The organism is Streptomyces sp. NPDC016677 (assembly GCF_055562815.1).
Map to the genome: position 1 here is coordinate 157231 of NZ_JBVHEO010000001.1, position 26394 is coordinate 183624.

Consider the following 26394-nt stretch of genomic DNA (forward strand, 5'->3'; position numbering starts at 1 on the left):
GACGTACGTACGGCGACGGAGGCGGGCACGCGTGGCGGCGATCGACCGGAGGGGACTGGCGGAGTTCCTGCGGCGCCGCCGGGAGGCGCTGCAACCCGAGGACGTCGGCCTGCCCCGCGGCCGGCGCCGCCGGACGAGCGGGCTGCGGCGGGAGGAGGTCGCCGCGCTGTGCCACATGTCGGCCGACTACTACGCGCGCCTCGAACGCGAGCGCGGCCCCCACCCCTCCGAGCAGATGATCGCCTCCATCGCACAGGGCCTGCACCTCTCCCTCGACGAGCGCGACCACCTCTTCCGCCTCGCCGGGCACACCCCGCCCCCGAGGGGCGCGGCCGGTGAGCACATCGCCCCCGGCCTCCTCCGCATCCTCGACCGCCTGCACGACACGCCCGCCGAGATCGTCACCGAGCTGGGCGAGACGCTGCGGCAGACCCCGCTCGGTGTCGCGCTCACCGGCGACCGGACCGTCCACAGCGGCCCGGCCCGCAGCCTCGGCTACCGCTGGTTCACCGACCCCGCCACCCGGCGGCTGTACGCCCCCGAGGAGCACGCCTTCCTCACCCGCATGTTCGTCTCGGGCCTGCGCGGGGTGGCCACGCTCCGGGGCCCCGGCTCCCGCGCGGCCCACTACGCCGACCTGCTGCTGGCGCGGAGCGAGGAGTTCCGCCGCGTCTGGGACGACCACGAGGTCGGCATCCGCCCCAGGGAGGTCAAACACTTCGTCCACCCCGAGGTCGGCCCCCTGGAGCTGACCTGCCAGACCCTCCTCGACCCGGACCAGTCGCACCTGCTGCTCGTCTACACCGCCGTCCCCGGCAGCGAGAGCCACGAGAAGCTGCGCCTGCTGTCCGTCATAGGGGCACAGGCGCTGCGCTGAGCCCGGACCCCGGGGGAGGGCAGGGACACCGCCGGACCGCAGCCGGACCGCCGCCGGACCGCAGCCGGGCCGGGTCAGGCCCGCAGCGCGTCGACCGCGGTGTCGATCGCGGCCAGCGCGGCGGCCCGGTCGAGACCGGCCCTCGATACGAGCGACAGGCCCTGGACGACGTAGAGCAGGAGCTGCGCCTGCGCCTCGGGGCGGGCGCTGTCGGTGACCTCCCCGGCGGCCTGCGCGCGGCGGAGCGCGTCGGTGACGATGTCGGTGAACCGGCGGTACGAGCGGGCGACGACGTCCGTGGCCTCGCCGTCGGCGGGTACGAGTTCGGCGGTGGTGTTGCCGACCAGGCAGCCCTGCGGCACGCCCGCCTCGGAGACCAGCTCGTCCAGGCGCGCCGGGTGGGTCAGGATCTCGCGCAGCGCCGGCAGCAGCGGGGTGGTGTCGAGCGCGGCGGTCAGGTGCCGCTCGTACACGTCCCAGTAGAGCCGGACGGCGTCGAGGTAGAAGCGGCGCTTGTCGCCGAACGCTCCGTAGAGGCTGCCGCGTTCGACGCCCAGCGCGTCGACCAGGTCCTGGATCGATGTCGCCCCGTAGCCACGGGACCAGAACAGCTCCAGCGCGCGCGTCAGCGTCTGGTCCTTGTCGAACTCGCGGGGTCGTCCGGTGCGTGCCACGGTCCGACCCTACGACTTCTTGACGAGGCGTTCAAGAAGTCGTAGCTTCCCTTCCGTACTTCTTGAACGGCTGCATAGAAGTCGGCCGTCCACCGGCCGGCGCGAAGGGCGACGCATGGAATTCGCAGGGAAGACAGCACTCATCACCGGGTCCGGTGCGATCGGCGGACTCGGGCACGCGACGGCGAAGATCCTGGCCTCGGCGGGCGCCGACCTGATCCTCACCGGCACCGACCCGGAGCGCGGCGCCCAGGTCGTGGCGGATCTGCGCGCCACCGGTGGCGGGTCCACCGGGACCGTGCGTTTCGTCGCGGCCGACCTCTCCGACCCGGCGGCCGTGCGGCGGCTGGCCGAGGAGGCCGGAGCCGTGGACGTCCTGATCAACAACGCGAGCCTCATGACGTTCGCCCCGACCACCGAGCAGGACCTCGCGGACTACGACGCCGCCTTCGAGGTCAATGTGCGCGCGCCGTTCCTGCTCACCGCCCTGCTCGCGCCGAAGATGGCCGCGGCCGGCGGCGGCAGCATCGTCAACGTCAGCTCCACCGCGGCCGGCCTCGGCATGCCGGGCATGGCCGTCTACGGCGCCACCAAGGCGGCGGTCGAGTCGCTGACCCGCACCTGGGCGGCGGAGTTCGCCGCGTCGGGCGTACGGGTCAACGCCGTCGCCCCCGGCCCGATGCGCACCGCGAAGGTGGTCGCCGCGATGGGCCCGGACATGGGCGGCATGGGCCTGACCACCGCGCTGAAGCGCACCTCCGACCCGGCCGAGGTGGCCCAGGTGATCGCCTTCGTCGCCGGCGACCGGGCCGGCTACATGACCGGCGCGACCGTGGCCGCCGACGGCGGCCGGACCGCGATATGAGCAGCGAGAGGAACGAAAGGACCGAGAGGAACGAGAGGAACGAGAGGAACGAGTCCATGGGCCGTCTGGCGGGAAAGCACGCACTGATCACCGGCGGAACGAGCGGCATCGGCTTCGCGACGGCCCGCGAGTTCCTCGCCGAGGGGGCGTCCGTCGCGATCACCGGCCGCTCACGGGAGCGACTGGACGAGGCCGCCCGGCAGCTGAAGGGCGAGGGCCCGCTGCTGACCGTCGTCAGCGACGCCGGCGACGTACCCACCCAAGCGGAACTCGCGGCGCGGCTGGGGGAGGAGTGGCCGAAGCTCGACATCCTGATGAGCAACGCCGCCGACCTCACCCACCTCCCGTTCGAGGCATGGACCGAGGAGGCGTTCGACCGGCTCCTGGCCACCAACCTCAAATCCCCCTTCTTCCTGATCCAATCCCTGCTGCCGCTCTTCTCCCCGCAGTCCTCGGTGATCCTCGTCGGCTCGGTCTCCGCCTTCATCGGCCACGAGAACGCCACGGTCTACGGCGCCGCCAAGGCCGGCCTGCTGTCCTACGCCCGCGGCCTGACCTACGAACTGAAGGACCGGGGCGTCCGCGTCAACGGCCTGAGCCCGGGCCCGACCGTCACCAACGCGTTCTCCCCCCTCGGCCCCGAACGCCAGGCCGCCCTCTACGAGGAACTCCGCAGCACCGTCCCCCTCCACCGCCTCGGCACCCCCACCGAGCTGGCGAAGGCGGCCGTCTACCTCGCCTCGGACGAGTCCGCCTACACGGCCGGCACGGTGCTGCGGGTGGACGGGGGGATCGGGGAGCTCGCTTACTAGAACGGGGGCCGCCGGCCCGCGTCGGCCACGGCGGCGGTCCTCGTCTCGTACCCCTGCGTTCACCCGTACCACCGGCACCACCGTGCACCCCGAGGCGTGTCACCGGAGCTTCTACGTCGGCGACACGCCCCTGAGGCCCGCACGGACCGGCGGAGCGCGGGCCCGGCACGGCGCGGGAGGCCGGCACCGCTGCCGTTGACCGGCCCGGCCGGCCGCACGAACGGGGCCGCGCCCCGGCCGCCGGCCCTTCGACACCGCGACCTGGCCAGGCGCTCACCGACGTCCGCACCCGGCCCGGGCGCGACGGTCCGCATGGCCGATCGAAGGACATGTCCGGTGATTGTCTGACACACTCCCGACAAGGTGGCGGGAGGGGAACGCACGTGATCGCCTTGGGGCTGTTGCTCATCGTCGTCGTCGTGTTCGTCGCCCTGGCGTTCGTCTTCCGATCCAATGACCGGGACTCGGCGGCCACGCTGGTCCAGGGGATCGGCGCCATCGTCGTTCCGGCCGCCAGCGCGGCGTTGTTCCTGACGAACCGCAGGCCCCGGACGGAACTCACTGAACCGGCACTGCGCGACTTCGCCGACGACCTCGCCGAGCGGGTGAAGGCGCAGTGGAGCGCCGCGGCGAGCGAACGGCGGCTGATACACCCGAGCCCTGTGCCGGTGCGCTGGAGGTGGTCGAGTCTGCCCGTGTCGGGGCCGGTGACCGACGCTGTGGGTATCGGAAACAGCTCATCGCGGTTCGAGCCCATGCCGGGCCTGGATCCGATCACCGTCGCGGACCTGGAGTCGGGTGCCGTCCGGGACCTGTTCCGCGTCTACGGTGCGTTGGACTCCGGCCGGATGGTGGTCGTCGGAGCAGGCGGTGCGGGCAAGAGCGGCGCCGTCATCAGGTTGCTGCTCGACGCCCTCGCGCACCGCGAGGCGCTCGACCCCGACGCGCGAGCGAGAGTTCCGGTCCCCGTGCTGCTGACGCTGAGCGGATGGGACCCCAGGACCCGGCGACTGCACGACTGGCTCGCCACTCGACTGGCCACCGACTACATGTTCAGGAAGTCCGAGGAACACGCGGGCGGTGTCGTCTCCCGACTCATCGGCGCCGGCCGGGTCGCCGTCCTCCTGGACGGGCTGGACGAGATCCCCGAGGCCGTACGCCCCGTGGCCCTGCGGGCGTTGGACGAGCAGGCGACCTTCCGCGTGGTCCTGTCGAGCCGCGTGGCGGAACTGCTGACGGCCGTTGCCGCGGCGGGCCCTCTGACCGGCTCCGCCGGACTCGAACTGCTACCGGTCAGCGCCGGGGACGCGGCGGACTACCTGACGCGCTGCCAGACGCAGCCGCTCCCGGACGCCTGGCGCCGTCTGGTGCGGCACATCCGTAGCCACCCATCGGACGCGGTCGCCCAGGCACTGGACACGCCCCTGATGCTCACGCTGATGCGCGACACCTACCGCGCCGACCAGAGCTTCGACCCCGCACGCTTCGTGGACAGGGCGGCGGTCGAGGACCACCTCCTCGCCCGAGTCCTGCCGGCCGCCTACGACGACGACCGGCCCGGACAACCGCGCAGTCGTTACAGCCTCGCCCAGGCCGAGCGCTGGCTCGGCGCCATAGCGCATCGGATGAACAGCGCGGGAAGCCGCGACCTCGCCTGGTGGCAGGTCCCCCAGTGGCGGCCGGCCTGGCCGAGAACGACGGCCAGTTGCGTGTTCCTCGGCCTCCTCGCCGCCGTGGCGGGCTTCTTCTGGAGCGGGCCGGTGGCCGGGCTCGGAGCCGGCGCGTCGGTGGCACTCTCCGTGACGCTGTCACTCACGTACGGACGGGCCGGGGACTCTCCCCAACTGCTGGGCCGTCTGCAATGGAGGGACTTCGTCGTCCGCGAGAACTTCCGCTTCGGGATGGTCGGTGGTGGGACGATCGGACTGGTACTGGGTGTGGCTCTGCTCCTCGTCCACGGCCGCGTCATCATGCTCGCCGTCGGCTTCGCGTTCGGTCTCCTCGCCGGTGTGGTGGGCGGGTTCGTCACGGGCCTCAGCAACCGCAGCGCCGACAGCCGGACTCCCATCGATCCCGTCTCCTGCTGGAGACAGGACCGCCGGTACACGCTGACCGCGGGGGTCGCCGGCGGACTGGTCGGCGGTCTCATCGGAGGGTCATGCCTGGGCCTGCTCGCCGAGCTGACGGACCAGCGCATCCTCGGACTCATCGACGGATACCTGTCCGGGCTCACGCTGGTGACGGCGGGCGGCCTGCTGCTCAGCCTGGCGCTGAGCCTGGTGGGATCGGTGACCTGGCGCGTCTTCCTGACGAGCCTCCAACTGCGCCGGCGCAACGAGGCTCCGCTCCGCCTGGTCAGGTTCCTTGAGGACGCTCGCGAACGCCACGTCCTGCGGACCGTCGGACCCGTCTTCCAGTTCCGTCACGCCAGACTGCAGGACCGCGTCGAGGCGGCGTTCACGGCACGCGACGGGGCCGGAACGGGCGGTCACTGAGGCCGCCCCCGTGGAGTCGCGGACGTGCCGCCTCGCCTGTGCTCCCCGCGCTCACGGACCCGGCGTTGTCGGTCCCCCTGCTGGGATGTGGCCACACGGTACGAAGGCACCCCGGAGAGGAGACATCGATGGTCACCTGGGGCAGCGGCAACTTCGATCCCGATGACCGACACCGCGATCCCGAGGCCCGTCGACGGCCTGTGCGCATCGGAACCCTCTCAGCCGCGCGCGGTCTCTGGTTCAGAGGAGGAGGCTTCACCACGATGGGATACGCGGCACACAACGCCCTAGCCGACGCCGACCTCAGCGTCAGCGCGTACAAGCTGTTCCACAAGATGTGCGCCCTCCAGAACCGCAAGGATCACGGCCTCGTCCTCGTCGAGAGTCAGGTGAAGTTCGCCGAGCTGGTGGGCATGTCGCAGGCATCCGTCTCGCGCGGCCTCAAACAGCTCGCCGCCCACGGCTTCATCTACCCCGAGGGCCGCAACTGGCGTATCCGGCCCGACTTCGTCTTCAACGGCAATGGCACGGCCCAGGGCCAGTCCGTGCAGAACATCCCCGACGGTACGCCCGACCCCTACGCCGCCGGGCGCACCGACTGGACGGTCATCGACGGCGGGGGCGAGGACCAGGCCGACGACCGGACCTGATCTCCCGGCGGCCCTGATGTCGTCGACAGCGCGCCGTGTCGCGCTCCAGTAGACCTCAGGCCATTCCCCGGCGCACCGCGTCCACGAAAGAGAGCCAGACCGGAGCCCGCACGCCCGTGACGAGCGCGTCCCCGGCCTTCGTGTCACGCAGCAGCACCTGGTCACCGACGCGGGCACACTCCACGCATTCGCCTCCCGCGCCGTTGCTGTACGACGACCTGATCCACGAGCCGGGCGCCACGGCCCCGGCGAGAGACCTGTTGCTCACCGCGCGTACTCCTTCACGACGTTCTTGACGAACTCGACCGTCCGTCGGGGACTCAGAGCCGCCGCCCTCAACTCGTCGAAGGCCCGCGTGTACTCGCGTACGTGCGGCTCTCCCTCCAAGTACATCGCATCGGTGATGCCGTCGCGGTACACGACGTCGGGGTCCTCGGGATCGGGAAAGCCGAGCATGGTGAACGGACCCGTGGTCGGACTGGTCCCGGCGTCGAAGGCGAGCACCTGCAGCGTCACGCTCGGCTGTTCCACGACGACCAGCACCCGCTCCAACTGGGCACGCATCACCTGCCGGTCGCCCACGACCCGACGCACCGCCCCCTCGCTCACGACGAACCAGCAGTCCGGCGCGTCCCGGCCGGCCAGTATGCCCTGGCGCTCCAGGCGGACGCGTACGGCGCGGTCGATGTCCTCAGGGGGAAAGTACGAGCCGCAGGTGTGCAGTTCACGCGCGTATTCCTCGGTCTGCATGAGACCGGGCAGCACTTCGCACTGGTACTGACGGATGGTCGAGGCGTCCTGCTCCAGGCCGATGTAGATGGAGAACCATTCCGGCACTCCCGACCCGTGCACCTGCCACCAGCCACGCGTCTTCGCCTGCCGGGCCAGTGACTTGAGGAACTCCCGCAGTTCGTCACCGGTCCCGTAGAACCGGCACAGCGCGTCGATGTCGGAGGGCTGGACCCGTCCGCTGCCGGTCTCCATGCGGTTGACCTTGGAGCCGCTCCAGTCCAAGGCGGCTCCGACCTGTGCGCAGGTCAGTCCCTTCTTCTCCCGGAGCTTCTTCAGCTCGATGGAGAGACGACGGCGTCGTGCCGTCGGTGATCCGGCCATCGGAACTCCCTTGTGCGGTAAGGCCTTCAGTCTCTTCCGCTCGCTCACCGATCACCAGTCACTCGATGGTGGGATTCTCTCCGTGCACATTGCACAGCGGGATTCGCTCACACCATCCTGGCGAGGACGGACCGGCGAGCGACGGAGGTCGCAAGTGATTCCAGGTACATGCGTGGCGCGGAAGCCGTGGGTCGTGGAGTTCCTGGCCACGGAGAGGGAGGTGCCGGTCCTGCGACGCGGAGTGCGGAGGCAGCTCGGCCAATGGGGCCTGGCGGAACTGGCGGACGACGCACAGCTCTGCGTGAGCGAACTGGTGGCCAACGTCATCGGCCACGTCGGCCCCGACACGCCGACCACGCTGACGATGCTGGTGAACGACACGTCCGTGCGCATCGAGGTCCACGACCCCGACCCTCGTGCGCTGCCCACGCTCGTGGCGGCGCACGTCGAGTCGGAAGCAGGCCGGGGCATGGCCATCGTCGCGGCCGTCACCGACCGGTGGGGCGTCCAACTCCTCACCGACCACAAGGTGACGTGGTGCGAGCTGGCCACGGTGCCCGAGCATTCCGCAGCACAGGAACAGGGCCCGGGACCGGGGACGGCGAAAGCCGAGGCGGTCATCGACCTCTACCAGCCGACGCCCCCGCCGCACCGGCACTTCGTCGGCAGGCTGGGCGCCGCGCACGCGGAGGAGGCGGCGATCACGGTCATCACCGACCTCCTCCACTGGCTCCGACTGCACGGGCGGGACGTGGACGACGTACTGGACCGGGCTCAGATGCGGTTCGAGAGCCAGGCGTCCGCCGTCCGTGGATGACGTCACATGGGTGCCTCAGTGCTCGAGGAGGGACCCGAAGTACCCGAGATCGGGGTCGTCCGGCGTTCCCACCAGAAGCGCGCGGTCCAACAGGATGTTGTTGTGCTCGCAACTCGTCTCGGGGAGCATCACGCAGGCGTGGCAGGCGGCGAGGTTCGTTCCACCGGTGCCGGACGCCTCGGTCTCCATGCAGAGAGGATCGGAGGAACACCATTCGGCACGGCGGACGGCCGATCGCACCGTCCGGTCGAGCAGTTCCGGTTCGCCCTGCGCGACGAGACCGCCGAGGCTGCCCGCCGAGTCGCTCGTCGCCGTGTATATCAACACTCCGGCCATGTCATCGGCGGCGTACAGGCGTTCGCGCAAGGACGCGGCCGGATAGCCCGCCTCCAGGCTCCACTCGTTGATGAGGACGTGGGCCAGGGTGTGCAGCAGCACCATGCGCGGCGTGACCGGTGAGGCCACGGCCCTGCTCGGATCGTCGGCCCGTTCCTCCAGGACCCGCTGGTGAGCGGTGAGTATCCGCTCGGCACGGGCGGCTACCGCCGGCGCCTTCTCCCAGGTGCCGAGCCGCTCCTCGTCCAGCCGCAGGAAGACTCCCTCCCCCCGGACCTCCATGGCCGGAAGCCAGCGCAGAGGAGTCTCGGAAAGCGGCATCTCCTTGGCGTCGGTCGTCGACTCGGCATCGACGAGCCGGGTGAACGCCTTCAGGGCGCGCACCTCGCGGAGCTTCTTGACCAGCATCGGACCGGTGATGCCGAGCGTGCCGAGCACGCTCTGGTCACCCAGGGGGGTCTCGCAGATGAACTGTTCGTCCCGAGAGTGCTCGCTCTCGTCGTTGCCGGAGCGGAGACGCTCGTACTCCTTGTTGCGCAGGGCGCGGTAGCGGTGGTCGAAGGTGGGAGCTTCCTCGCCGTCCGGGTCCTCCTCGCGTTCCGCGTCCAGGAGCGCCATGACCTCGTCGACCGGAACTGGGCTTTCACCTTTGAAGACGAACCTCAGACACATCTCGACTTCTGCACGGCTGTGCAACTGACGTAGTTGATCCCAGTGTTCGGCCAGTGGGTCGGCGCGCCGGTTGCTCCACGGCGGGATGGAGAGTGCCGACTTCTGCACCGGCTGCCACACCGACGAAGAACCGCGCTGGAGTGTGCGCAGGGGCAGCCCGCATTCCTGCTGGGGAGCGGACGTACCCAGCCACGGACGGTGGCCTCGGCACTTCAACCCCAGGTCCTTGAGAGCGCTCTTGCGGAAGGAGCCCTCCATCGAGACCTCGGGGGCCTTCCCGCAGGTGCAGGAGACGAGGATGGAGCGGAGCGACGACGTGCGCCCGGACGTACGCAGCCTGAGCCGGCCCCCGCACCTTCCGGCCGTCGCCGAACCACGGTCGGTCGAGCGATGCACCCACTGCCAGTAAGGGAACTCGCCGAGGTGTCCCGCCTCACAGGCGACGACGAAACGGGAGGGGACAAGGTCCACCTCGCACGTGCCGCAGACACTCCTACCGACGGGTGGATTGAAGTCGCGATGGAGCTGCAACTCGCTGCACTCGGGGCACGAGTGCATCAAGGGAAAGCGGCGAACCCTGAGACCGTCCTTGCTGGTGTCGTCGGACGCCGGTGGCAGCCGGAAACAGTCCACACCGAGCAGACGGGCCAGACGCCGTTCGTAGATCCGAGGGGACTCGTCGACGCTCCAGCTCCGGTCGGCCTCGTCCAGGCCGGACACGATGAACGACTCGTGGTCGACGGCGATGAGTGATCCGACACCGTACGTGGTGATCGCCTGGGCGCGACGGACCGCGCCGCGTCGGGGAAGGGTGCGGACGGGTGCGTTGCCTTGTGCTCCGGGCCGACGTCGGCGGGCGGGGGGCGGGGTCATCGGGTTCCCTCCATGAACAGGGCGGACTCGGCGTCGACATCGCGCAGGCTCCACAGCGTGGGCCACGCCTCGGCGCCCTCGGACTCGTCGTCGTACGCCTTCAGGAGCGAGGGGGCACGGTTTCCTCGTTTGGGTTCGAACAGCAGGGAACTGTTCTTGCTGGCTTCACTGAGCCAATCCTCGACGAACTCGTCGAAATCGGCGGACACGGCATGGGCCTCCTCCGGGGTGACCGCACGCACCCGCTCCAGGAGCAGGGGCTTGATGTCCTGTCGGAGAACGTCCTCGTAGGACTCGACTTTCCCGGCGTCCTCGTTGTTCCGCGCGGCCGGGATCAGGATGCGGGCGAGCGCGACGATCACCGCGTGCAGGCCGCGCTCGCGGGAACGGGCGGAGAACGGTGTCACGGACGTGGACTCGACCTCGCGGTAGAGGGCCGAGTGGAAGTGCTGGAAGCTCTCGTAGTGGGAGCGGTCCCGGGCCCGCGCCGAGTTGAGCATGACCGCGACCAGACCGGGGTGCGCGCGGCCGACCCGGCTCGTGGCCTGGATGTACTCGGCGGTCGTCTGCGGCTGGCCCGTCACGGCCATCAGCCCCAGGCGGTCCACGTCCACGCCCACCGCGATCATGTTGGTGGCGAGCAGGACATCCACGGTGTCCTCGTCGGGGAGCCTCTTCTCGATGCCCTTGAGGCGGGTGGGGATCTCGCTGGCGTCGATCCGGCTTGTCAGCTCGGAGTAGTTGGCGACCGACCGCACCGCCACACCCTCACGCTCGGCGAGCAGCTCCAGGTAGGCGACCACGTCGTCGTGGACCTGCAGTTCGGCCGCGGAGAGGAGTCGCAGACTGTTGAAGTAGCCGACGAGGCTCCAGTAGGCGTCGCGCACCTCGTCCTTGGTGTCCGCGTGCCTGGCCCGGTGCAGCAATGTGGCGTACGTGCGGATGAGCAGGGTGGACTGACTGGTGCCGGGGGCCAGAAGGCCGACGTAGCGGCGGCTCGCCTTCTCCTCGCGCGGTGTCTCCACGGCGAACCACGAGTCGCGGGAGTCCAGGCCGGCGGGCGGGAACTGGCGTACCTCGCGGGCGAAGAGGCGGCGGCTCTGGTCGGCGGCGCGACGGATGGTCGCGGTGGAGGCGATCACCTTGGGACGGTCGGCCAAGGCGTCCACGGCGGTCTCGTACAAGCCGGTCAGGGTTCCCAGCGGACCGGAGATCAGGTGCAGCTCGTCCTGGACGATCAGCTCCGGGGGAGGGGTGCTGTCGTTCGGGTCGTCGCGATTGAAGAGCGCGGAGGTCGCCGGCCGCCAGGGCATGGAGGCGAACTTGTCGACCGTGGCGATCACCAGCGTCGGTCGCGCGGCGTACACGGCCTCGTCGATCAGGTGGACGGGGAGGCCGTGCGTGAAGTCGCAGTCCTCACCGGGGCAACGGACGTGCATCCGCTTGGCGTCCTCGTCGGCCTCGTAGTCCCGGGCGTCGAGGCGGGTCCCGCACCAGGGGCAGGCGTGCAACTGGACGGGATTCTCGGTGGCGAGCCGCTTGTCGAGGTTCGCGCGCAGCTCCTCGAGCTTGTTGCCCGCCTCGGCCAACGTGTTGGGAGTGGCCGAGCGGCCCACCCACATGCCGACGGAGAACTCCTCCTCGCCCAGCTCGGGCGTGCGGCGCCGCATGTGCTCCATGGCACAGAGCAGGATCGCCGCGCGCTCGAACTGCTGGAGGGTGAGCAGCCGCAGGGTGTAGCGCATGAGGACGGTGACACCGCCGCCGTCCGCGCCCTTGCGGATACGGCGCAGGAAGGACGTGAACGCGATCAGCCCGAGGTACGCCTCCGTCTTGCCACCACCGGTGGGGAACCAGAGCAGGTCGGAGATCTTCCGGTCGTCGTGCCGGGGATCGTCGATACCGGCCACGCAGAGCAGCACGAACGCGATCTGGAAGGGGCGCCAGTTGCCGGCAGCCGGATCGGGCGTGCCGGTGCGCCCCTTCTTCACCCAGTCGCTACGGGCGCGCTGGTCGGCCATGGCCCGGTTGGCGAGCCGGAACGCCCTCATCAGGTCGGGCTTCGTGCCCAGCAGTTCGATGCCCTCACGGATCCGCCCGAGTGCCTCGCGGCAGGCCTTCACCTGATCCTGCGCGGGCTTCTCGTGGTGGGTGCCCGCCAGCGCGTCCGCCTCGGCCGCCTTCCGTTCGATCCAGCGTTCGTAACCGGTGGCGAGACCTTCCAGGGCAGCCAGGACTTCGGTGTCGGACTTCTCGGCCAGACCCAACATCGACAGCGCCGAACTGTCGATCTCGGGGTTGGAGTCGGTGAGCAGGACTTCCACGCTGGGCACGAACTCGCTGCGCACTTCCGTGACCGCGGCTTTCCCCTCGTCGGACACGCCTATCGGCGAGGGGTTCCAGTCCCACGTGGCGGCGCACCCGTGCCCGACCGCGAAGGTGGGGGCATGGCGGTGCAGCAGCCGGCTGGTGGCGATCTCCGGGTCGTGGGCGGCGGCCGGGGCCGGGCGTTCGACGAAGGCGGTGGAGCCGTCGGCGGCCCGGACCGTCAGACGGCACTGGAACAGGGAGAAGGCGTCCTGGAGGTCCCACTCGCCGACCGTCTGGGTGTTGATCAGCGTCACGGTGATCGTGACCGTGCTGCTGTCCGGGTCGAAACGGCGCACGTTGACGCGCAGTCGTGCTCTGTCGTCGAGATCCTTCCGCTTGTCGCTGTCAGGAACGGTGACGTCGACCGCGAAGTCGGGGAGATCGAGTTCCTTGCGGCGCCACCGCTCCCGCTGCTCGGCGGTGGTCCGGGCCTCGGCGCGGCGGGCCTCCACCGGGTTGCCCTCGGCGTCGGTGGGTTCGTAGATCGCCGCACGTGTCGAGATCACGATGGTGCCGCTTATGGTCGGGTCGACCGCGAAGGTCAGGCCCATGGACGAGGGCCGCCTGTCCCCCGAGGCGCCGACCTCCTGCGCGGTGCCGGACTCCTCGGCGTCCCGGCGGGAGAGTACGGGCTCGGCGTCCAGGCCGTCCTGTTCGGCCGCATTCTCGACCTTGCGCTCCTTCGAGGCACGCGGGTACAGCACGCCGGTGAGATAGCGGTCGATCGGCGCGTCCTGGGCGAGCACCTCGTCCCGGTCCTCCGGCGCGGCGTCCTCGGCGGGGCCGAACAGCTCACGGCGGAGCCCCACCAGAAGCTCCTCGTCCCGCACTCGATAGTGCTCGGAGTGCCGGCCTGCCACGTGCGTCATGCTCGCTGCTCCTCGTTGTCGTCGGCTCTGCGGTACCGGCCGATGCCGGTGATCCGTGGGGCTGTCCACACGCCCCGCTCGCCGAGCCCGGCGTTGGCACTGGCGGCCGGGCTGCCTGTCACGGTCTCCAGGGTGTCGATCCACAGGTCGTGGATCTCGTCGGGCCACCAGGGGTCCCACGTACGGTTCACCTTCTGCACCTGGAACAGAGCCTCGCGGAACCCTCGCGACGCTTCACCGATCTCCCGCCCGTCGTGCAACAGGGTGTACGGCGGGCTCTGGGCCTCGCCCATCGGCAGGTGGTGCCGCCTGCGCAGGACCACCCTCTGGCCGGGACGGACCTGTGCCAGGAGATACGCCTGGGTGGCGCCGGCGTCGGCCTCGTGACCGGGGGGATTGTCCCGGCACACGTCGCCCGCCTCGACGATGATCCCGTACCTGTCGTACGACCGCCACGACCCGAGGTAGCGACGGCCGTCGCGCCGGTGTCCCGCCCGCCGGAAGTGCGGCATTTCAGGAAGGGGCGCGTGGTACAGATCGTGCCGGACCCGCGTCATCGCCACGTACAGCGCCCGGGCCTCGGCGGGGAGGTCGAGTTCGGTCCCGTACCGCTTGCGCAGTTCCGCGACGCTCGGCGGGGCCAGGACGATCACCCGGTCGAACTCCAGACCCTTGGCCCGGTGCACGGTCGAGACGACGAGCCGGGCGGTCTCCGGGTCGGCGGCCTCGTCGGGAAACCTGCCGTCGGCGACCGCGCGGCGCAGCCGGTCCAGGTCGAGTGCACCGCGTCCGGGCCCGCGCGCGACCCGACGCAGGACCGTCCACAAGGCGTCGGTGTTCGGCTCGTGAGGCAGAGGGATGCCGGCGAGGAGGGAGCGGAACCGGTCCTCGGCGAGACCGGTCGCCTCGGTGCCGCGCAGCAGCTCGGCCACCCAGTACGGCACCGGGCGCTCTTCGAGCGGGCGCCGCAGCCGGTGCTCGACGCCGTGCGCGTGCAGCAGGCCGGAGACCACGAGGGCTTCCTGGTTGTCACGGGTGAGGATCGCGCACGTGTCGGTGAGGTCCCGCAGGCCGTCCAGGGTGAACTCGTCGCCGAGGTCGCCCGTAGCGTTCGTCGGGTCCAGGAGGAGGTCACGCAGCTCGTCGTAGAGCGTCGCCGCCTGGTCCGGGTCGGTGAGCCGCTGGAGACGGGGGCCGTGCGCCAGCGCGACCCGGGCCTCCTCGGTACCGGCCCGGAAGTTCTGGGTGAGGCGCAGTTCCACCAGGTCGTCGGGGTACGAGCAGCGCAGCCAGTCGAAGAACCGGCCGGTCTCGTCGGCGCGCTCGCCCGGGTCCGCGATCTGGAAGCCGTAGACGGACTGAGCGGCGTCTCCGACGACGGTGAAGCCGCAACTCTCCTGGTACCGGTCGAGGAGCGTCTCGACCAGTTCGCGGCGTCCGCCCAACAGGTCCTGGACCTCGTCGATCACGACATGCGCGGGCGGGACGGCGTCGCCGGCCTCCAGCGCGCCCTTCTCGATCGCCCGGGTCGCGGCGGCGATCCGCTCGTCGAAGCCGACCGCGCCCCACTCGCCGTCCGGATGCGCCTGGGAGAGCACCTCGTAGGCCCACGCGTCGAAGGTCCGCGCCCGTACCCGGTGCGCGCGATCACCGTGACGCGAGATCCGTTCGCGCAGTTCACGGGCGGCGGCCCGGGAAAAGGTGAGCACCAGGATCTCGGCGGCCTCCAACGCCTCCTCCGGGTCCCCGTGCCCGCACAGCGCGTCGAGTCGTCGCACCAGGGTGTGCGTCTTGCCCGCACCCGCTCCGGCGGTGACCAGTACACGCGCGTGCCAGGGCAGCTCGACCACGGCCTGCTGCTCGTCGGTGAGCGGAGGGCTGTCGAGATAGGCGTCGGTCACTTTCTGCTCCAGAGGTGCTCGAACTGGGTGAAGGCGAGCTGGGTGTCGAAGTTGGCGATGTTGTCGTCGACGTTGAGGATCAGGCAGGTCGGCTTGCCGCCGTTCTTGGGACCGCGCAGGCCGCGCCCGATCATCTGCTGGTAGACGTTGGTGCTGTAGACCGGACGGGCCACCACCACGACCCTGGTCGCGGGAGCGTCGAATCCCTGCGTCAGAACACCGTAGTTGGTGAGGACACGGATGCGTCCGTTGCGAAAATCCTCGATCCGCCGGCGACGGTCCTGGGCACTGGTGGTGGAGTCCACCGCCGCGGCCGGGATGCCCCGGTCGTTGAGCATGGCCGCCAGGTACTTGGCGTGATCCACGGAGGTGGCGAACAGCAGGGTCGGCCAGTCCTTCGGAAGACTCGCCACTTCGTCGACGATGCGGCGGCTGCGGGCGTGGTCGTCGGCGAGCCGCTGCTCGGCGGCGCGGGAGAGCATCGCCATGCGCTCGGCGTGCGTTTTCTCGTCCCGGGTCAGTTCGATCCGGCCGCCGGTGAGGGTGCGGTGCTCGACCTGGGCGAGCATCCGCCACTCCTGTAGGTCCCCGTACGGGTCGCCGGACGGGAAGACACCCTCGTCGAGCCGCCGGTTGCCGAAGCGGGTGACGAGGCGGCGGGTCTCGTCCTCGTTGGTGTTGCGGAACGGTGTGGCGGTCAGGCCGAGGAGGTGCCGTCCGGTCTCGTACTGGGTGAGTCCCAACCGGGACAGGATCTCGGTGTACCGCTTGGAGATGGCGGTGTGGGCCTCGTCCACGATCACCAGCATGGCCTGCCGCAGCCAGGCGTACTGGTCGGTCCCGAGACACCGCTCCAGTTTGGCGTCGGTGGCGACCACCAGGTGGGGATTCTCGACGACGTTCCCCACTTCGTGGCTGCTCCACAGCCGGCTGATGGTGAGCGGCCGCTCGGCACCGACCTTGCTCCATACGAACTTCCAGCTCTGCACGGCCTGTTCGCACAGTTCCTCGGTCTGCGCGATCCACAGCAGCGGGCCGCCCAGATCGCCGACGCGCTTCACCCAGCGGATCACGGCCTCGGACGTGACCCGGGTCTTGCCCGCCCCGGTGGGCAGCGACAGCATGGCGCGCTGCGGGGCCAGCCGGTCGAGGAGGGTGGTGATGTTGCGGACCAGGTCCTCCTGGTAGTCGTGGAGCCGGGGGAAGTCCCGGGGGCCGTCCACCGTCTCGAAGGCCGGAGGCGTCGGAGTCCTGGAGCCGGCGAAGGCCACCGGCAACCTCAGATCGGACACGAAGGCGACGGCGGCCGACGAACCCCCGTAGGAGACCGGGGCGTTCGGGAACCTCGCTTGGATGTCGCGTGCGTGGTGCTGGAGGACGCCGTCGCCGTGCGCGTTGAAGGCCATCTGCGCGATCCGGTGACCGGAGGGTTCCGCGCCGTCCGTCTCCTGCAGTTCGGCCTCCATCAGCCCGTCGGGCAGTCCGGTACGCAGGGCCTCGGCGCCGATCAGCAGCTCGATCTTGGCGACGACGTCCTCGGCGTCGCGGACGGCCTTCAGCGCGGCCTTGGTCTCGCTGTCGCGCGCCATGCGCTCCTGGTGTTCGAGCACCGCCCGGCAACCTGCGGCGCCGAGCCCGAGACCCAGTTCCCGGTCGATCAGCCGCAGCATCGGTTCGGGGGCCGAGGGGACGCGCACCTTGATCGTGTCGCCCTGACGTACCGCGTCCAGGGGACGGGGTTTGATGCCGTTCTCGGTCCGGGTCACCTCTTCCAGCTCGCTGCACCGCTGGACCACCGTGTTCCGGTTGGCGCTGTTGAGTCGTTGGCGCAGGGCGGGATACAGCTCCACGAGCGCGATCGGGTCCCCGTCGGAGACCTCGCGGGTCTCCTTGGTGATGGCGTCGGCGAAGCGCTTCATGGTCCACTTCTCGACCATCAGCTCGGCGTCCTCGGTGGTCGCCACCAGCAGGGCGGGAAGCTGCTCCGCGCGCAGAGCCCGGTATTCGGTCGCGCCGACCGCGACGGTGATCTCCTCGTCGGGGCGGGTGCCCCATGCGTCCCCGATCCGGCAACGGGTCAGCGAGTCCTCGGGGAACGCCGCGCCGAAGCGCGTCAGCATCACGTAGGTGTTGCCGACGAAGGCGTCGTCCTCGCTCCGGGTCACCTCGGAGAGGAGTGTCTCCCAGTGTTCTGGCGGGACTTCGTCGACGGTGGTCGGCAGCCGCAGTTTCCGGGCCTTCTCCGGGGAGATGTCGGCGACCGGCAGTACGTCCCGATAAGCGGCGAGCTGCGGTCCGACGGCTTCCGGCAGCGGCTTGATCCCCTTGGAGGTGGAGACGGTCCCGTACTTCCTGAGCATCCAGCGGATCGGTGACACCACGGCGCGACGCGTACTGGTCTGGGCGCCGATCTGCCGTGTCCAGTTGTCCACCACGGCCTCGTCCGGAAGTGCCTGCAGGAAGGCCGCGCGGGACTCTCGGGAGAGCGACCGGAAGAAGTGCAGCGGGCCGCCGATCGGCGACCCCTCCACCTTCATCCTGTTCAGGGCCGGGCGGGGAGTGCCAGGGCTCAGGGTGCGCAAGTAGGACGTGTGGACGGCCTCCCGGTACTCCTCGAACCACGCCTCGCCCTCCGGGCGCGTCGAGGTCGAAGGCCGTTCCCGCAGGCCGATGTCCCGGAAGAAGGCGAGGTCGTCGGAGTGAAACTTGGTGTCGACGGCGATGTTCGGTTCGCGTCCCGCGTCGACCACGACACCCGGCAGCATGCAGTCGCGCACCGGGCGGAACCTGCCGTCCGCCGTCCGGACGCGCAGCGTCTCGCGGGCGTCCGGCACGTGCTGGAGGACCGTGTGGGTCAGCCGACGGCCACCGGCCTGGCGGAACAGGTCCCAGAAGCGCTCCCACTCGGCGTCCGCGTAGCCCGTGAAGCCTCGGTCCAGGACGCTGATGAACCGGCCTTCGGCGTCCGCCTCACGGATGCCGAGGACGTTGAGCGCGGAGGCGAGTCCCGGGTCCTGACCGATCTCGCCGACCACGTACTTCAGGGACTCCCGCAGCCCGTCCTCGTCGGAACGGCGGAACACCTGGCCGGGCACCGGAGCGACCAGGCCGTGCTCCTCGGTGAGCACGATCTCCGCCTTGCGGGCCTCCTCGGTGTACGGAGACCTGGCCTCGACCATGTCGGAGAGGATGCGGATCGCCGTCGCCGAGGCCTCGGCCGTGCCGCAGTCGACCAGTGCCTCCAGCCAGGCCCGAACGTCTTCCCGCTTGTGTCCGGCCGCGCCGAGGACGTGCTCGACCTTGCCGGCGCGCAGGGTGTCGACCTCGGCGCTCGGGTGCAGCCAGTTCGACGGGCGGCCGGGGGACTCGTGCCACATCCGCAACCAACCGGCGCTCCGCTCCTTGTCCAGGCGAGGAGGTACGCGCAGCTCGGTCGGTACGCGCAGCGCGCCCTCCTGATCGGGCAGCGAGGGACGGGCCGCCGCCCGCTTCCAGATCTCCTCCGTGAGGAACGCGTCGGCCCAACTGATCGCCTCCTTCACACGGCCCGGCAGCAGCGGAAGATAGGCGGCGGGGTCCTCGGCAGGGGCGAGACGGGGGAGGGAGTCGACCACCAGTGCGGCGGAGACTCTGATCATCTCCTCGTTGAACGCCGAGGAGTCGAGCAGGTTCTGCCGGTCCTCGTTGGTCTTCCAGGCACCGTTGAGGATGCCGCTCAGGGACATCTCGTACTTGGTGGGGAAGAAGGACCAGAAGCGACCCCGTCCGCGCGCCTGCGGACTCACCCACAGCCCGCTCTTCGTGTCGCGCTCCAGCGCCGGGACCGCCCAGGCGAGGTCGAGGGCGAGCCGGTCGTGCAGCTCGCCGGCGTCGGCCCGCGCCGCCGGACCGGGTTCGTGCGTCGCGGAGAAGACACGCCACCGGGCGCTCGTGGTCGTCCGCCCCGTCCGCTCCTCGATCACGGTGTGCAGGTCACCGGCCTGCTCGGCGGTGAGCACCCGATGCACGGGCGGTTGCGGCCGACGGTCCTCGAGGATCACCTTCGCCACGTGCGGCGACAGGAGTTGGAAGCCGAGCGGGAACTCCTCCCGGGCCGATCCGCCCGTGGTCCGCCCGCCGTGCATGTCGAGCGCCAACCTGCCGGCGGCGCCAGGGAGCAACGGCAGGCGGACCACTGTGGTGGCCCATCCCAACAGCTCGTCGAGAACGGGGTCCTGCGCGCGCTCGACGTCGGCGTCGAGAGGACGGGCCATGCGCAGGACCGGGGCCTCGAACCCGTCGCCCAGTCGGTCCCGCACGCCGGGGACCGACCGGATCTGCTTCAAGGCCCATTCGCGATCGAAACCGAAGGAGCCGGAACTGCTGAAGAACTGAGGGGCGTCGGTGACCACCAGAACGGATTTCACGCCCACGCCGAAACGACCGATCTGGCCACCTCGCTTGCGCGACATGCTCATTCGGAGAATGGTTTCCGCGCCCTCGGGGGTCATCGGGTCGCCCTCGTTGGCACAGTAGAGGTGAGTGTCCGTGAGGACGACCTGGACACGACCACCGGGCTGAGCGGCGATTTCGTCGGCGGCGTTCTGTACGAGTTCGAAGAGCTGACGGTCGCCGTATCCGCCCTGAGTGATGCGTCGTTCGCCATTGGCGTGTTCCGGAATGAGTCCCGGGTCGACCTCGTAGGTCTGCAGAACTCGCGCGGACTGTTCGAGGACGGTACGGATGACTTGCGACGGGTGGGCGGACACTTCTTCCTCACTTCTCCTGCGGGATCAACGGTCCGAGAAAATTGTCGAGCGGCGCTCTTGAGTGGTCTGAACTGCGGTTATGTGTGTTTTGCGGGTCAGTTGTCGTCAAAGTCGGGATAGCCGCGGAAGAACTCCCGAGCGTCGTCCGTCGTCAATCCGTACTGGGTGAGGGTCTGCTTCTTCTCCGCTTCGGAACCGGCCGAGCACAGTTGCCAGTAGATGGACTCGAGTTCGCGACCCGAGTACGGGGGAAAGTCGTGCGAGGAGTCCGCCTCCTCGGGAGGGTCTCCCATGAGTGTGTCGATGTCTCCGATGTCTGGTCAACAGTCCCCGTATCGCGGATGCGTTCGAGGTCGAGCGGGCGGAAAAGGGTATGGATGTGCCCTTTCACACGGAGGTTCCGAGTGAGGTGGACAGTGCCGCCGCCGATGATCCTAGGGGGTTCACTCGATCGTGTCTACCGTCAACTTCGCGCCGATTAAGGGGAGTTACCGACTCCGCTTTGCGATTTATTTTGCGTCTGGGAATAGTCGTCGGGTGTATTACTGCTCGAAATCGCCCACGGGTCTGCGTATCGGACGAAGCGGGCAGGGAGGTTGGTGATGAAGCGAGGGTGCCTCGCGTCAAGTGGCTGTTGACGTGCCGTCGCGTGTCAAATTAGCCTGTGCGGGACTTGAGCACAACGAGGAACGGCGAGGAACGGGAGGCCAGATGGAGGCCGGTGAGGAGTTCGGGCCCTGGCTGGCCCGTCAGCTCAAGATCGCGGGCAAGACGCAGGCCGAGCTGGCGGAGGAGCTGGGACTCACCCGGGCCGCGGTCTCGGCGTGGATCACCAAGCGTTCGGTCCCGCGTCCGACGGTCATGGGCGAGATCGCCAAGGCGCTCGGCACGGACCTGGGCACCGTTCACACCCGCACCACCGACACGCAGGCCGGTCTTCCCGTCACCTGGTACCACCGCCCCGGCTACCAGGACGGCGGACGGGACGGTGGGAACGCCGCCGCCTTTGCCTTCGACGCGGACGTACAGGTGCTCGCGCGGGAGACCTGTCAGAACAGCCTCGACGAACGACTCGTGGAGAACGGGCGACCGGTCCGTGTGCGGTACACGATCCACGAGCTGACCGGCGAGGCGCTGGAGGCGTTCCGCGCCGCGATCCTCTGGGACGAACTCCAACCCCACTACCTGGCGGTCTCCGAGTCCGCCGCCGACCAGAAGGTCGGACGCGTCGTGGACGCCGGTGTGCGGGACATGTTCGAGAAGGGGCGCCTGATCCTTCTGCGCGTGGACGACTACAACGCCTCCGGGCTCACCGGCGACGACTACGGCGACGGCAAGTTCGCCGCCGTTGTGCGCCGGCAGCTGGAAAGCCTCAAGTCGGGCAGCGGAGCCGGAGGTTCGTACGGCCTGGGCAAGGCCACCCTCTGGGCCACCAGCGCACTCGGCATGGTCCTGATCAACTCCACGCTGTCCGTCCCGCACGAGGGCCGCACCGAGCGCCGTGTCATCGGGCGACTCGAACTCCCCTGGCGTTCCGTCGGCGGGAAGGAGTGGGCCGGCCCCGCCTGGTTGGGACGCCCGGACCCCGAGACCCCCGGCGCCGAGGTGGTCCGTTCCTGGTGGGCGGACGAGGAGACGGTGGAGCGGCTCCATCTCACCCGTGACAGCGACGAGCCGGGTACGTCCTTCCTGATCGTCGGGGCGCACGACGTGGCGAGCCTGGCCCCCGAGAAAGCCGATCCCGCGGTCGACGAGGACGAGACCGGCAGCGAGGACGACGGCACCCGTGACATCAAGGTCATGCACGACCGCCTGGTCGAGGCGCTGGGACGCGACTTCTGGGCGGCCATGACAGGAGGCGGCAGCAGACTGCCGCTGTTGGAAACGTCCGTCCGGACCCTGCGCAACGGAGAGGTCGTCGTCCCGGAGGAGACGGTCGACCCCGGTGACAAGCAGCCGTCGCGTACGCGGGCGCTGCGGGCCTTCTTCGAGGGGACGACCGTGGACCGGCTCACCCAGGCCGGTCAGGTGGCCCTCCGTACGGTTCCGCTCCGGCTGCCCCTGAGCGGAGGACGTCGGGGCACGCTCGGGACGCACCAAGGGGTGCTGCTGGTCACGGAAGCGGAGGACAAGGACGGCGTACCGAACCAGGTCCACTCGCTGCGCGGCAACCGGATGACCATCAAGAAGGCCGGGGTCAGTGGCCTGCCCCTGGGCGTCAACCAGTTCCAGGCCGTGCTCCTGGTCGGACATGCCGCCGGGGAGGCGGCACCGTTCGCGCGGGAGGCGGAGGAGTTCCTGCGCGCGGCCGAGCCGCCCGAGCACGACCGATGGGGACAGACCGAGGAGCTGACTCTCCGCTGGTCGCACACCGCGCACCATCGGATCTCCAGGTTGACCACCGAGGTCAACGCCGCCGTGAAGGAACTCGTGGTGCGGCCGAGGAGCGCCGGCTCGCAGGAGAGCGCCAAGCTGCGCAAGAAGCTCACCGTCCAGCGCAAGGCCACCCCTCCCAAGCGGGCCGCCGGTCCCACCCTGCCGGAACTGGACGGGTTGGAGGCCGAGATCGGCGCCGGTGGGGAGTGGAAGATCACCGCAGAGGTGAAGCTGCCGCGTGCCGACGAACTCCCCGCCATGAGCCCGGTCGTCCTCCTGGACGTCCGGTCCGGCAGCAGGCCGAGGCTCGACTGGGCCGAGTTGACCGCCGTGGAGGGGTGCGAGGTCGAGGACGGAGTGCTCCGGTTCACACCCCGTGCCCGCCGAGCCGTGTTCCAGGGGTCCACCGACGCCACCAGCCATCCGGTCCGCAGCGAGTACACGCGACTCGTTCTCGAACTCCGTGCCGGTTCAGGGGAGTGAGGCATGAAGTTCTACCCGTACAAGCGACTCAACCGACCGATCACCCTGCGGGTGACCTCGGTGTCCCTCAGGCTGCCCGACGACACGCGTGACCACCTGGACACCTCGGCCTACTCCGTCCCGCAACGGACGGTGGCTCTCGGGGTGGCACAGCACGAGGACTGGATCTCGGCGAGGATCGGGTTGTCGGCCACGCTGCCTCCCGGCGCCACCGACGCCGACGCCCCGTGGGGCGATCTGCGGGTCCTGGCGGTGCTCACCGACGGGGACACCAATCTCCGGACCACCGTGGATTTGCGGCAGGACGGTCCGGACAGCAAGGAGTGGTCCGGCCACATCGAGGTGTTCCGCGACGACCACGCGGGACGTGCCTCGCTGGCCGTGTACGCCGTCGCCACGATCGACGGGGTGCCGGGCCGCTCGATCACCGAGACGGACGCGGACTGGACCGTCGACGTCGTCGCCGAGGAGCCGCTCGGCGGTCTGCGTCTCGACGTGAAGCAGGCCGGCTTCTCCAAGAGCGCGCGAGAGTGGCTGCGCCCTTACGCGGACGCTCCCTGGGTGATCGACACGTCGGGCCGGCTGCCCCTGGTGATGATCAACACGGACGTCGAGGGATTCTCGGATCTTCTGGACGGCAACGGCGGTGGCATCGAGAACAAGGTGCACGAACTGCTGTTGTCCCAGATGGCCACGGACGTGTGGACGGCGGTGTTCCACAGCGCCGTGGGCGACCTGGAGGTCGAACCGGACGGCTCACCCGTCTTCCCCACCGACTGGAGGGGCGAGGTGCTGCGCGAGATGCTGCCCGACGTGGTGCCCGGTCTCCGCGTCGAGGAGGCACTCCGCCAGGTCCACCGGCGGCGCACCGATGACGCGGGATGGGTGGAACTGCAGACCCGCGTCCACTACGCCGCTGTGCGTCGTGCCGGTGCGAGCAAGGCGGTCGCCAACGCCCTGCGCGCGTTGCAGCAGATGAATCGAGAGGACAGCGCGTGATCGCGAAGCCGTACCACGTTCCCGAACGTCTCGGTCTGCTCTCGGCGACCGCCGCCGACCCCTTCCTCACCGAGGACCTCCTCAAGGGAGTGCAGGGGCACGGCGGCGTCGACGTGGCCAAGGTCGTCGAACCTCTGCCCGAGGACGATGCCCGGTGGGAGGTGGAACCGCTCAGGGACCTCGTGGACGACGCCAAGTTCAAGTTCCAGAACAACCGGACGGACGCCGACGGGTGGTTGGCACCCCGGCTGCACGCGACGCTGCGTCTCACCCGACGAGAAGCCGCCGACAGAAGGCTCTGGAACCACCTCGCGCTGGCGGTGGCGCCGGACTACGTGGCCTGGAGGCATCTTCCGGCCGCGTCGCAGGGGAAGGTTCCCCGTATCAATCCGGCCCGTTTCAAGGGGGCCCCCGACCGCCAGTGCTTCTCCCGCCTGTGGTGGGCCGCGGAGATGTTCCGCAACGGCTCGGACTACGCACCGGTGGTGACGGCCTGCTCCAACCAGGACCTCATCCACAACATGCGCATGGACCTGGTCGACCATCGCCCCACGGCACTGGCCCTGGTGCGCATTCTCGAGCGAGGAGTCGCCGGCACCGGCCGGGAGATCACCGGCCTCATGGCGGCGATCAACACCGCCGGCGCCACCCTGGTCTACGACGCGCTCGCCGAGGACGCGGTACGGGACCCCCAGGCACTCCGTCGGTGGATCGCGGAGGCCGAGTCCGCACCCCCGGTGCCGCGGCACGACCTGCCCGTCGGTCCGGACGAGGAAACGGTGCCGGAGGAGTCGGTGACCGTGCTCACCGACTACCTCACCGGGCTGTTCGAGACAGCACCGATCAGAGGGCGGACCACCGAGGTCTGACCGGGAGGGTCATCGGCCGGTGAGCGGATGACCCTCCCACTGCCCGTATTCACGCACCCGCACGGGCTCGCCGGGCTGCCACGCCTCCAGGTCCGCGACGGCCTTCTCCGTCCTGACGCGTGCTTCCTCATCGGTCAGCTCCGGTTCGAGGACGTGCCGCAGCACGTGCAGCGCGAGCCGGGGCGGCACGGCGTTGCCGATTTGCTGCGACTGGTCCTTGCCGCGCCACGGGTAGGCGACGGGGAAGGTCTGCAGCACCCCGGCCTCGGCGAGGGTGAAGCGGTCGCACTCGTCGGGGAGGTCCGTGTCCGTGCCCTTGTGGACCAGACGGTTCCGGGACACCTTTCCGGTGATCGTGGCGGACGGCATGTCGTGATCGCGTCGGCCGCGCGCGCCGGGATCGCCGCCTGTCCCGTAATTGGAGACGACCGTGAAGGCTGGACGGTCCGGCAGTTCGGGCATCAGGCTCCGTGCCTTCTTCAACGCCGTCTCCATGGACACCCAGGCCTCCTTCGGTGTCCCGTCGAGGTCGTTGTCCTCGGTGTCCCAGGGGAGTGTGTCCGCTCGGTCCGTCGTCGTCGAGGACCGGGCGGGCACGGTCCGAGGACGGTAGCGCTCGTGGGTCTCGCCGATCTCGGGGATGTCGGTCTCGCCGAGCCTGGCCATGAGCACCGCGCGCTTGCGGGTCTGCGGCACCCCGAACGCCTCGGTGTACATCAATTGCGTCCTCGTCCGGTAGCCGAGGGTGGCGAGCACGTGGGTGTACCTCTCCCAGACCGGCATCACGGCGGGGACCTGCTCCAGGATCACGGCCTCGTACGGTTCGAGCCCGGGGCGTCGGCTCCGTTCGATCACCCACCACAGCGGCTGGAGCACCAGCCCCGTCCGCTCGTCACCCAGCTTCTCGAGTTGCGCCTTGAGACCTTGCAGCACCGTGCCCAGAGAGTCGTGCTGCTCGGCCAGAGGCTCGATGTCCGCGTCCTCGGGAGCCAGGACTCTCGAGGCCCTCAGCGTCTTCAGAACACGCTCGATCTTCTGCCGAGAGCTGCGCCGCCTCTCGAGATGATCTTTGATCACCTTGCGTTCGGCGGACCGGAGGGCCTCGATCCTGCGCTTCTCGGCCCTGACCTTCTCCGCCTCGGCCGCTTTCTCCGCCAGCTCCCCGGTGATCCCCTGCCAGGTGCGCAGGATGTCCTCCCACTGCGCATCGGCTGGGCGCACGGCGGCGTGCAGGCGCTCGATGTACTGCAGCACGTCGTCCAGCGCCCTGCGACCGGCGCCGTGCCCGGCCACCGTGAAGGTCTGGCACGGCGGGCCCCCCGTCAGCACCTGCGCACGAGGGAAGAGCGCCGCGCTGTACTGCCGCACATCACCGTGGAACGTGTCCATCCCCGCCGCCGCGCGCGTGGTGCACGCGTCCGGGTCCCACTCGATTCCGGTGACCTGGTGGCCCAGGACGTCCGCTGCCACATCAAGCCCACCTGGTCCCGCGAAAAGGTCCAGTATGCGGAAACCCGCAGGTGAGGGCGGTGGGTTCTTGACGTGGCTCATGGGCTTGAAGTGTAGCCGGCGATGAGGGGTGCCTTTTCCGGCTT

18 protein-coding genes are annotated in these 26394 nt (G+C 69.8%); 9 read left to right on the forward strand and 9 right to left on the reverse strand.

The window, feature by feature from the left end; translation table 11 throughout:
* Nucleotides 1-31 precede the first annotated feature (31 nt).
* Nucleotides 32-877: a helix-turn-helix transcriptional regulator gene (locus ACZ3IG_RS00675; protein WP_467427718.1), complete on the forward strand. Its 846-nt coding sequence runs from the start codon at nucleotides 32-34 to the stop codon at nucleotides 875-877.
* A gap of 74 nt (nucleotides 878-951) precedes the next feature.
* On the opposite strand, the gene ACZ3IG_RS00680 is transcribed toward ACZ3IG_RS00675, so the two are convergent.
* Entirely contained in the window at nucleotides 952-1551 is a 600-nt protein-coding gene (locus ACZ3IG_RS00680) for a TetR/AcrR family transcriptional regulator (protein ID WP_467427719.1), read from the reverse strand.
* A 115-nt stretch (nucleotides 1552-1666) separates the two neighbouring features.
* Here ACZ3IG_RS00680 and ACZ3IG_RS00685 point away from each other — a divergent pair, with 115 nt between their 5' ends.
* The 4 genes from ACZ3IG_RS00685 (at nucleotide 1667) to ACZ3IG_RS00700 (ending at nucleotide 6373) form a co-directional block, all read left to right on the forward strand.
* A complete protein-coding gene (locus tag ACZ3IG_RS00685; RefSeq protein WP_467427721.1) occupies nucleotides 1667-2416 on the forward strand; it encodes an SDR family NAD(P)-dependent oxidoreductase in 750 nt (249 codons plus the stop codon).
* Between the two features lie 56 nt (nucleotides 2417-2472).
* A complete protein-coding gene (locus ACZ3IG_RS00690) occupies nucleotides 2473-3228 on the forward strand; it encodes an SDR family oxidoreductase (RefSeq protein WP_467427724.1) in 756 nt (251 codons plus the stop codon).
* A 383-nt stretch (nucleotides 3229-3611) separates the two neighbouring features.
* Nucleotides 3612-5723 (forward strand): hypothetical protein, encoded by a 2112-nt coding sequence (locus tag ACZ3IG_RS00695; protein WP_467427725.1) that lies wholly within the window; start codon nucleotides 3612-3614, stop codon nucleotides 5721-5723.
* A 263-nt stretch (nucleotides 5724-5986) separates the two neighbouring features.
* Nucleotides 5987-6373 carry a hypothetical protein gene (locus tag ACZ3IG_RS00700; protein ID WP_467427726.1) on the forward strand — a complete coding sequence of 129 codons (387 nt, stop codon included), beginning with the start codon at nucleotides 5987-5989 and terminating at the stop codon, nucleotides 6371-6373.
* Between the two features lie 55 nt (nucleotides 6374-6428).
* Here the strand turns inward: ACZ3IG_RS00700 and ACZ3IG_RS00705 are convergent, their stop codons facing one another.
* Nucleotides 6429-6641, reverse strand: a complete 213-nt coding sequence (locus ACZ3IG_RS00705; protein ID WP_467427728.1) for a DUF397 domain-containing protein — start codon at nucleotides 6639-6641, stop codon at nucleotides 6429-6431.
* On the reverse strand, nucleotides 6638-7486 hold the full coding sequence (locus ACZ3IG_RS00710; protein WP_467427729.1) for a helix-turn-helix domain-containing protein: 849 nt from the start codon (nucleotides 7484-7486) through the stop codon (nucleotides 6638-6640). Before ACZ3IG_RS00710 ends, ACZ3IG_RS00705 begins: the two co-directional genes overlap by 4 nt.
* Before the next feature lie 172 nt (nucleotides 7487-7658).
* Here ACZ3IG_RS00710 and ACZ3IG_RS00715 point away from each other — a divergent pair, with 172 nt between their 5' ends.
* Nucleotides 7659-8303 carry an ATP-binding protein gene (locus ACZ3IG_RS00715; RefSeq protein ID WP_467427730.1) on the forward strand — a complete coding sequence of 215 codons (645 nt, stop codon included), beginning with the start codon at nucleotides 7659-7661 and terminating at the stop codon, nucleotides 8301-8303.
* A 15-nt stretch (nucleotides 8304-8318) separates the two neighbouring features.
* Here the strand turns inward: ACZ3IG_RS00715 and drmB are convergent, their stop codons facing one another.
* From drmB to ACZ3IG_RS00740, 5 genes are all read right to left on the reverse strand, one after another.
* Nucleotides 8319-10184, reverse strand: coding sequence for a DrmB family protein (drmB, locus tag ACZ3IG_RS00720; RefSeq protein WP_467427731.1), 1866 nt, complete (start codon nucleotides 10182-10184; stop codon nucleotides 8319-8321).
* The gene (locus tag ACZ3IG_RS00725; RefSeq protein ID WP_467427733.1) at nucleotides 10181-13423 is read right to left on the reverse strand and encodes a helicase-related protein; all 3243 of its coding nucleotides are present in this window, start codon (nucleotides 13421-13423) and stop codon (nucleotides 10181-10183) included. The genes drmB and ACZ3IG_RS00725 overlap by 4 nt, the downstream gene beginning before the upstream one ends.
* Nucleotides 13420-15324, reverse strand: a complete 1905-nt coding sequence (locus ACZ3IG_RS00730; RefSeq protein ID WP_467427734.1) for a UvrD-helicase domain-containing protein — start codon at nucleotides 15322-15324, stop codon at nucleotides 13420-13422. The genes ACZ3IG_RS00725 and ACZ3IG_RS00730 overlap by 4 nt, the downstream gene beginning before the upstream one ends.
* Nucleotides 15321-20072, reverse strand: a complete 4752-nt coding sequence (locus ACZ3IG_RS00735) for a DEAD/DEAH box helicase (RefSeq protein WP_467427737.1) — start codon at nucleotides 20070-20072, stop codon at nucleotides 15321-15323. The genes ACZ3IG_RS00730 and ACZ3IG_RS00735 overlap by 4 nt, the downstream gene beginning before the upstream one ends.
* Nucleotides 20073-20167: 95 nt before the next feature.
* Complete coding sequence (locus tag ACZ3IG_RS00740) at nucleotides 20168-20365, reverse strand: hypothetical protein (protein ID WP_467427738.1); 198 nt, start codon at nucleotides 20363-20365, stop codon at nucleotides 20168-20170.
* A gap of 418 nt (nucleotides 20366-20783) precedes the next feature.
* Between ACZ3IG_RS00740 and ACZ3IG_RS00745 the strand changes: the two genes are divergently transcribed.
* Genes ACZ3IG_RS00745 through ACZ3IG_RS00755 form a run of 3 tightly spaced genes read left to right on the forward strand, consistent with a single transcriptional unit; the run spans nucleotide 20784 to nucleotide 24799 of the window.
* Nucleotides 20784-22931: a helix-turn-helix domain-containing protein gene (locus ACZ3IG_RS00745; RefSeq protein WP_467427740.1), complete on the forward strand. Its 2148-nt coding sequence runs from the start codon at nucleotides 20784-20786 to the stop codon at nucleotides 22929-22931.
* Nucleotides 22932-22934: 3 nt separating this feature from the next.
* Entirely contained in the window at nucleotides 22935-23930 is a 996-nt protein-coding gene (locus ACZ3IG_RS00750) for a hypothetical protein (protein ID WP_467427741.1), read from the forward strand.
* Nucleotides 23927-24799: a DUF6339 family protein gene (locus tag ACZ3IG_RS00755; protein ID WP_467427744.1), complete on the forward strand. Its 873-nt coding sequence runs from the start codon at nucleotides 23927-23929 to the stop codon at nucleotides 24797-24799. Before ACZ3IG_RS00750 ends, ACZ3IG_RS00755 begins: the two co-directional genes overlap by 4 nt.
* A gap of 9 nt (nucleotides 24800-24808) precedes the next feature.
* On the opposite strand, the gene ACZ3IG_RS00760 is transcribed toward ACZ3IG_RS00755, so the two are convergent.
* Nucleotides 24809-26350 (reverse strand): DNA cytosine methyltransferase, encoded by a 1542-nt coding sequence (locus tag ACZ3IG_RS00760; protein WP_467427745.1) that lies wholly within the window; start codon nucleotides 26348-26350, stop codon nucleotides 24809-24811.
* Nucleotides 26351-26394: the final 44 nt, after the last annotated feature.

Coding starts and splice junctions, on each gene's coding strand:
- ACZ3IG_RS00685 (WP_467427721.1), top strand. CDS start 1,667: ATGGAATTCGCAGGGAAGACAGCACTCATCACCGGGTCCGGTGCGATC.
- ACZ3IG_RS00690 (WP_467427724.1), top strand. CDS start 2,473: ATGGGCCGTCTGGCGGGAAAGCACGCACTGATCACCGGCGGAACGAGC.
- ACZ3IG_RS00700 (WP_467427726.1), top strand. CDS start 5,987: ATGGGATACGCGGCACACAACGCCCTAGCCGACGCCGACCTCAGCGTC.
- ACZ3IG_RS00710 (WP_467427729.1), bottom strand. CDS start 7,486: ATGGCCGGATCACCGACGGCACGACGCCGTCGTCTCTCCATCGAGCTG.
- drmB (WP_467427731.1), bottom strand. CDS start 10,184: ATGACCCCGCCCCCCGCCCGCCGACGTCGGCCCGGAGCACAAGGCAAC.
- ACZ3IG_RS00725 (WP_467427733.1), bottom strand. CDS start 13,423: ATGACGCACGTGGCAGGCCGGCACTCCGAGCACTATCGAGTGCGGGAC.
- ACZ3IG_RS00740 (WP_467427738.1), bottom strand. CDS start 20,365: ATGGGAGACCCTCCCGAGGAGGCGGACTCCTCGCACGACTTTCCCCCG.
- ACZ3IG_RS00745 (WP_467427740.1), top strand. CDS start 20,784: ATGGAGGCCGGTGAGGAGTTCGGGCCCTGGCTGGCCCGTCAGCTCAAG.
- ACZ3IG_RS00750 (WP_467427741.1), top strand. CDS start 22,935: ATGAAGTTCTACCCGTACAAGCGACTCAACCGACCGATCACCCTGCGG.
- ACZ3IG_RS00760 (WP_467427745.1), bottom strand. CDS start 26,350: ATGAGCCACGTCAAGAACCCACCGCCCTCACCTGCGGGTTTCCGCATA.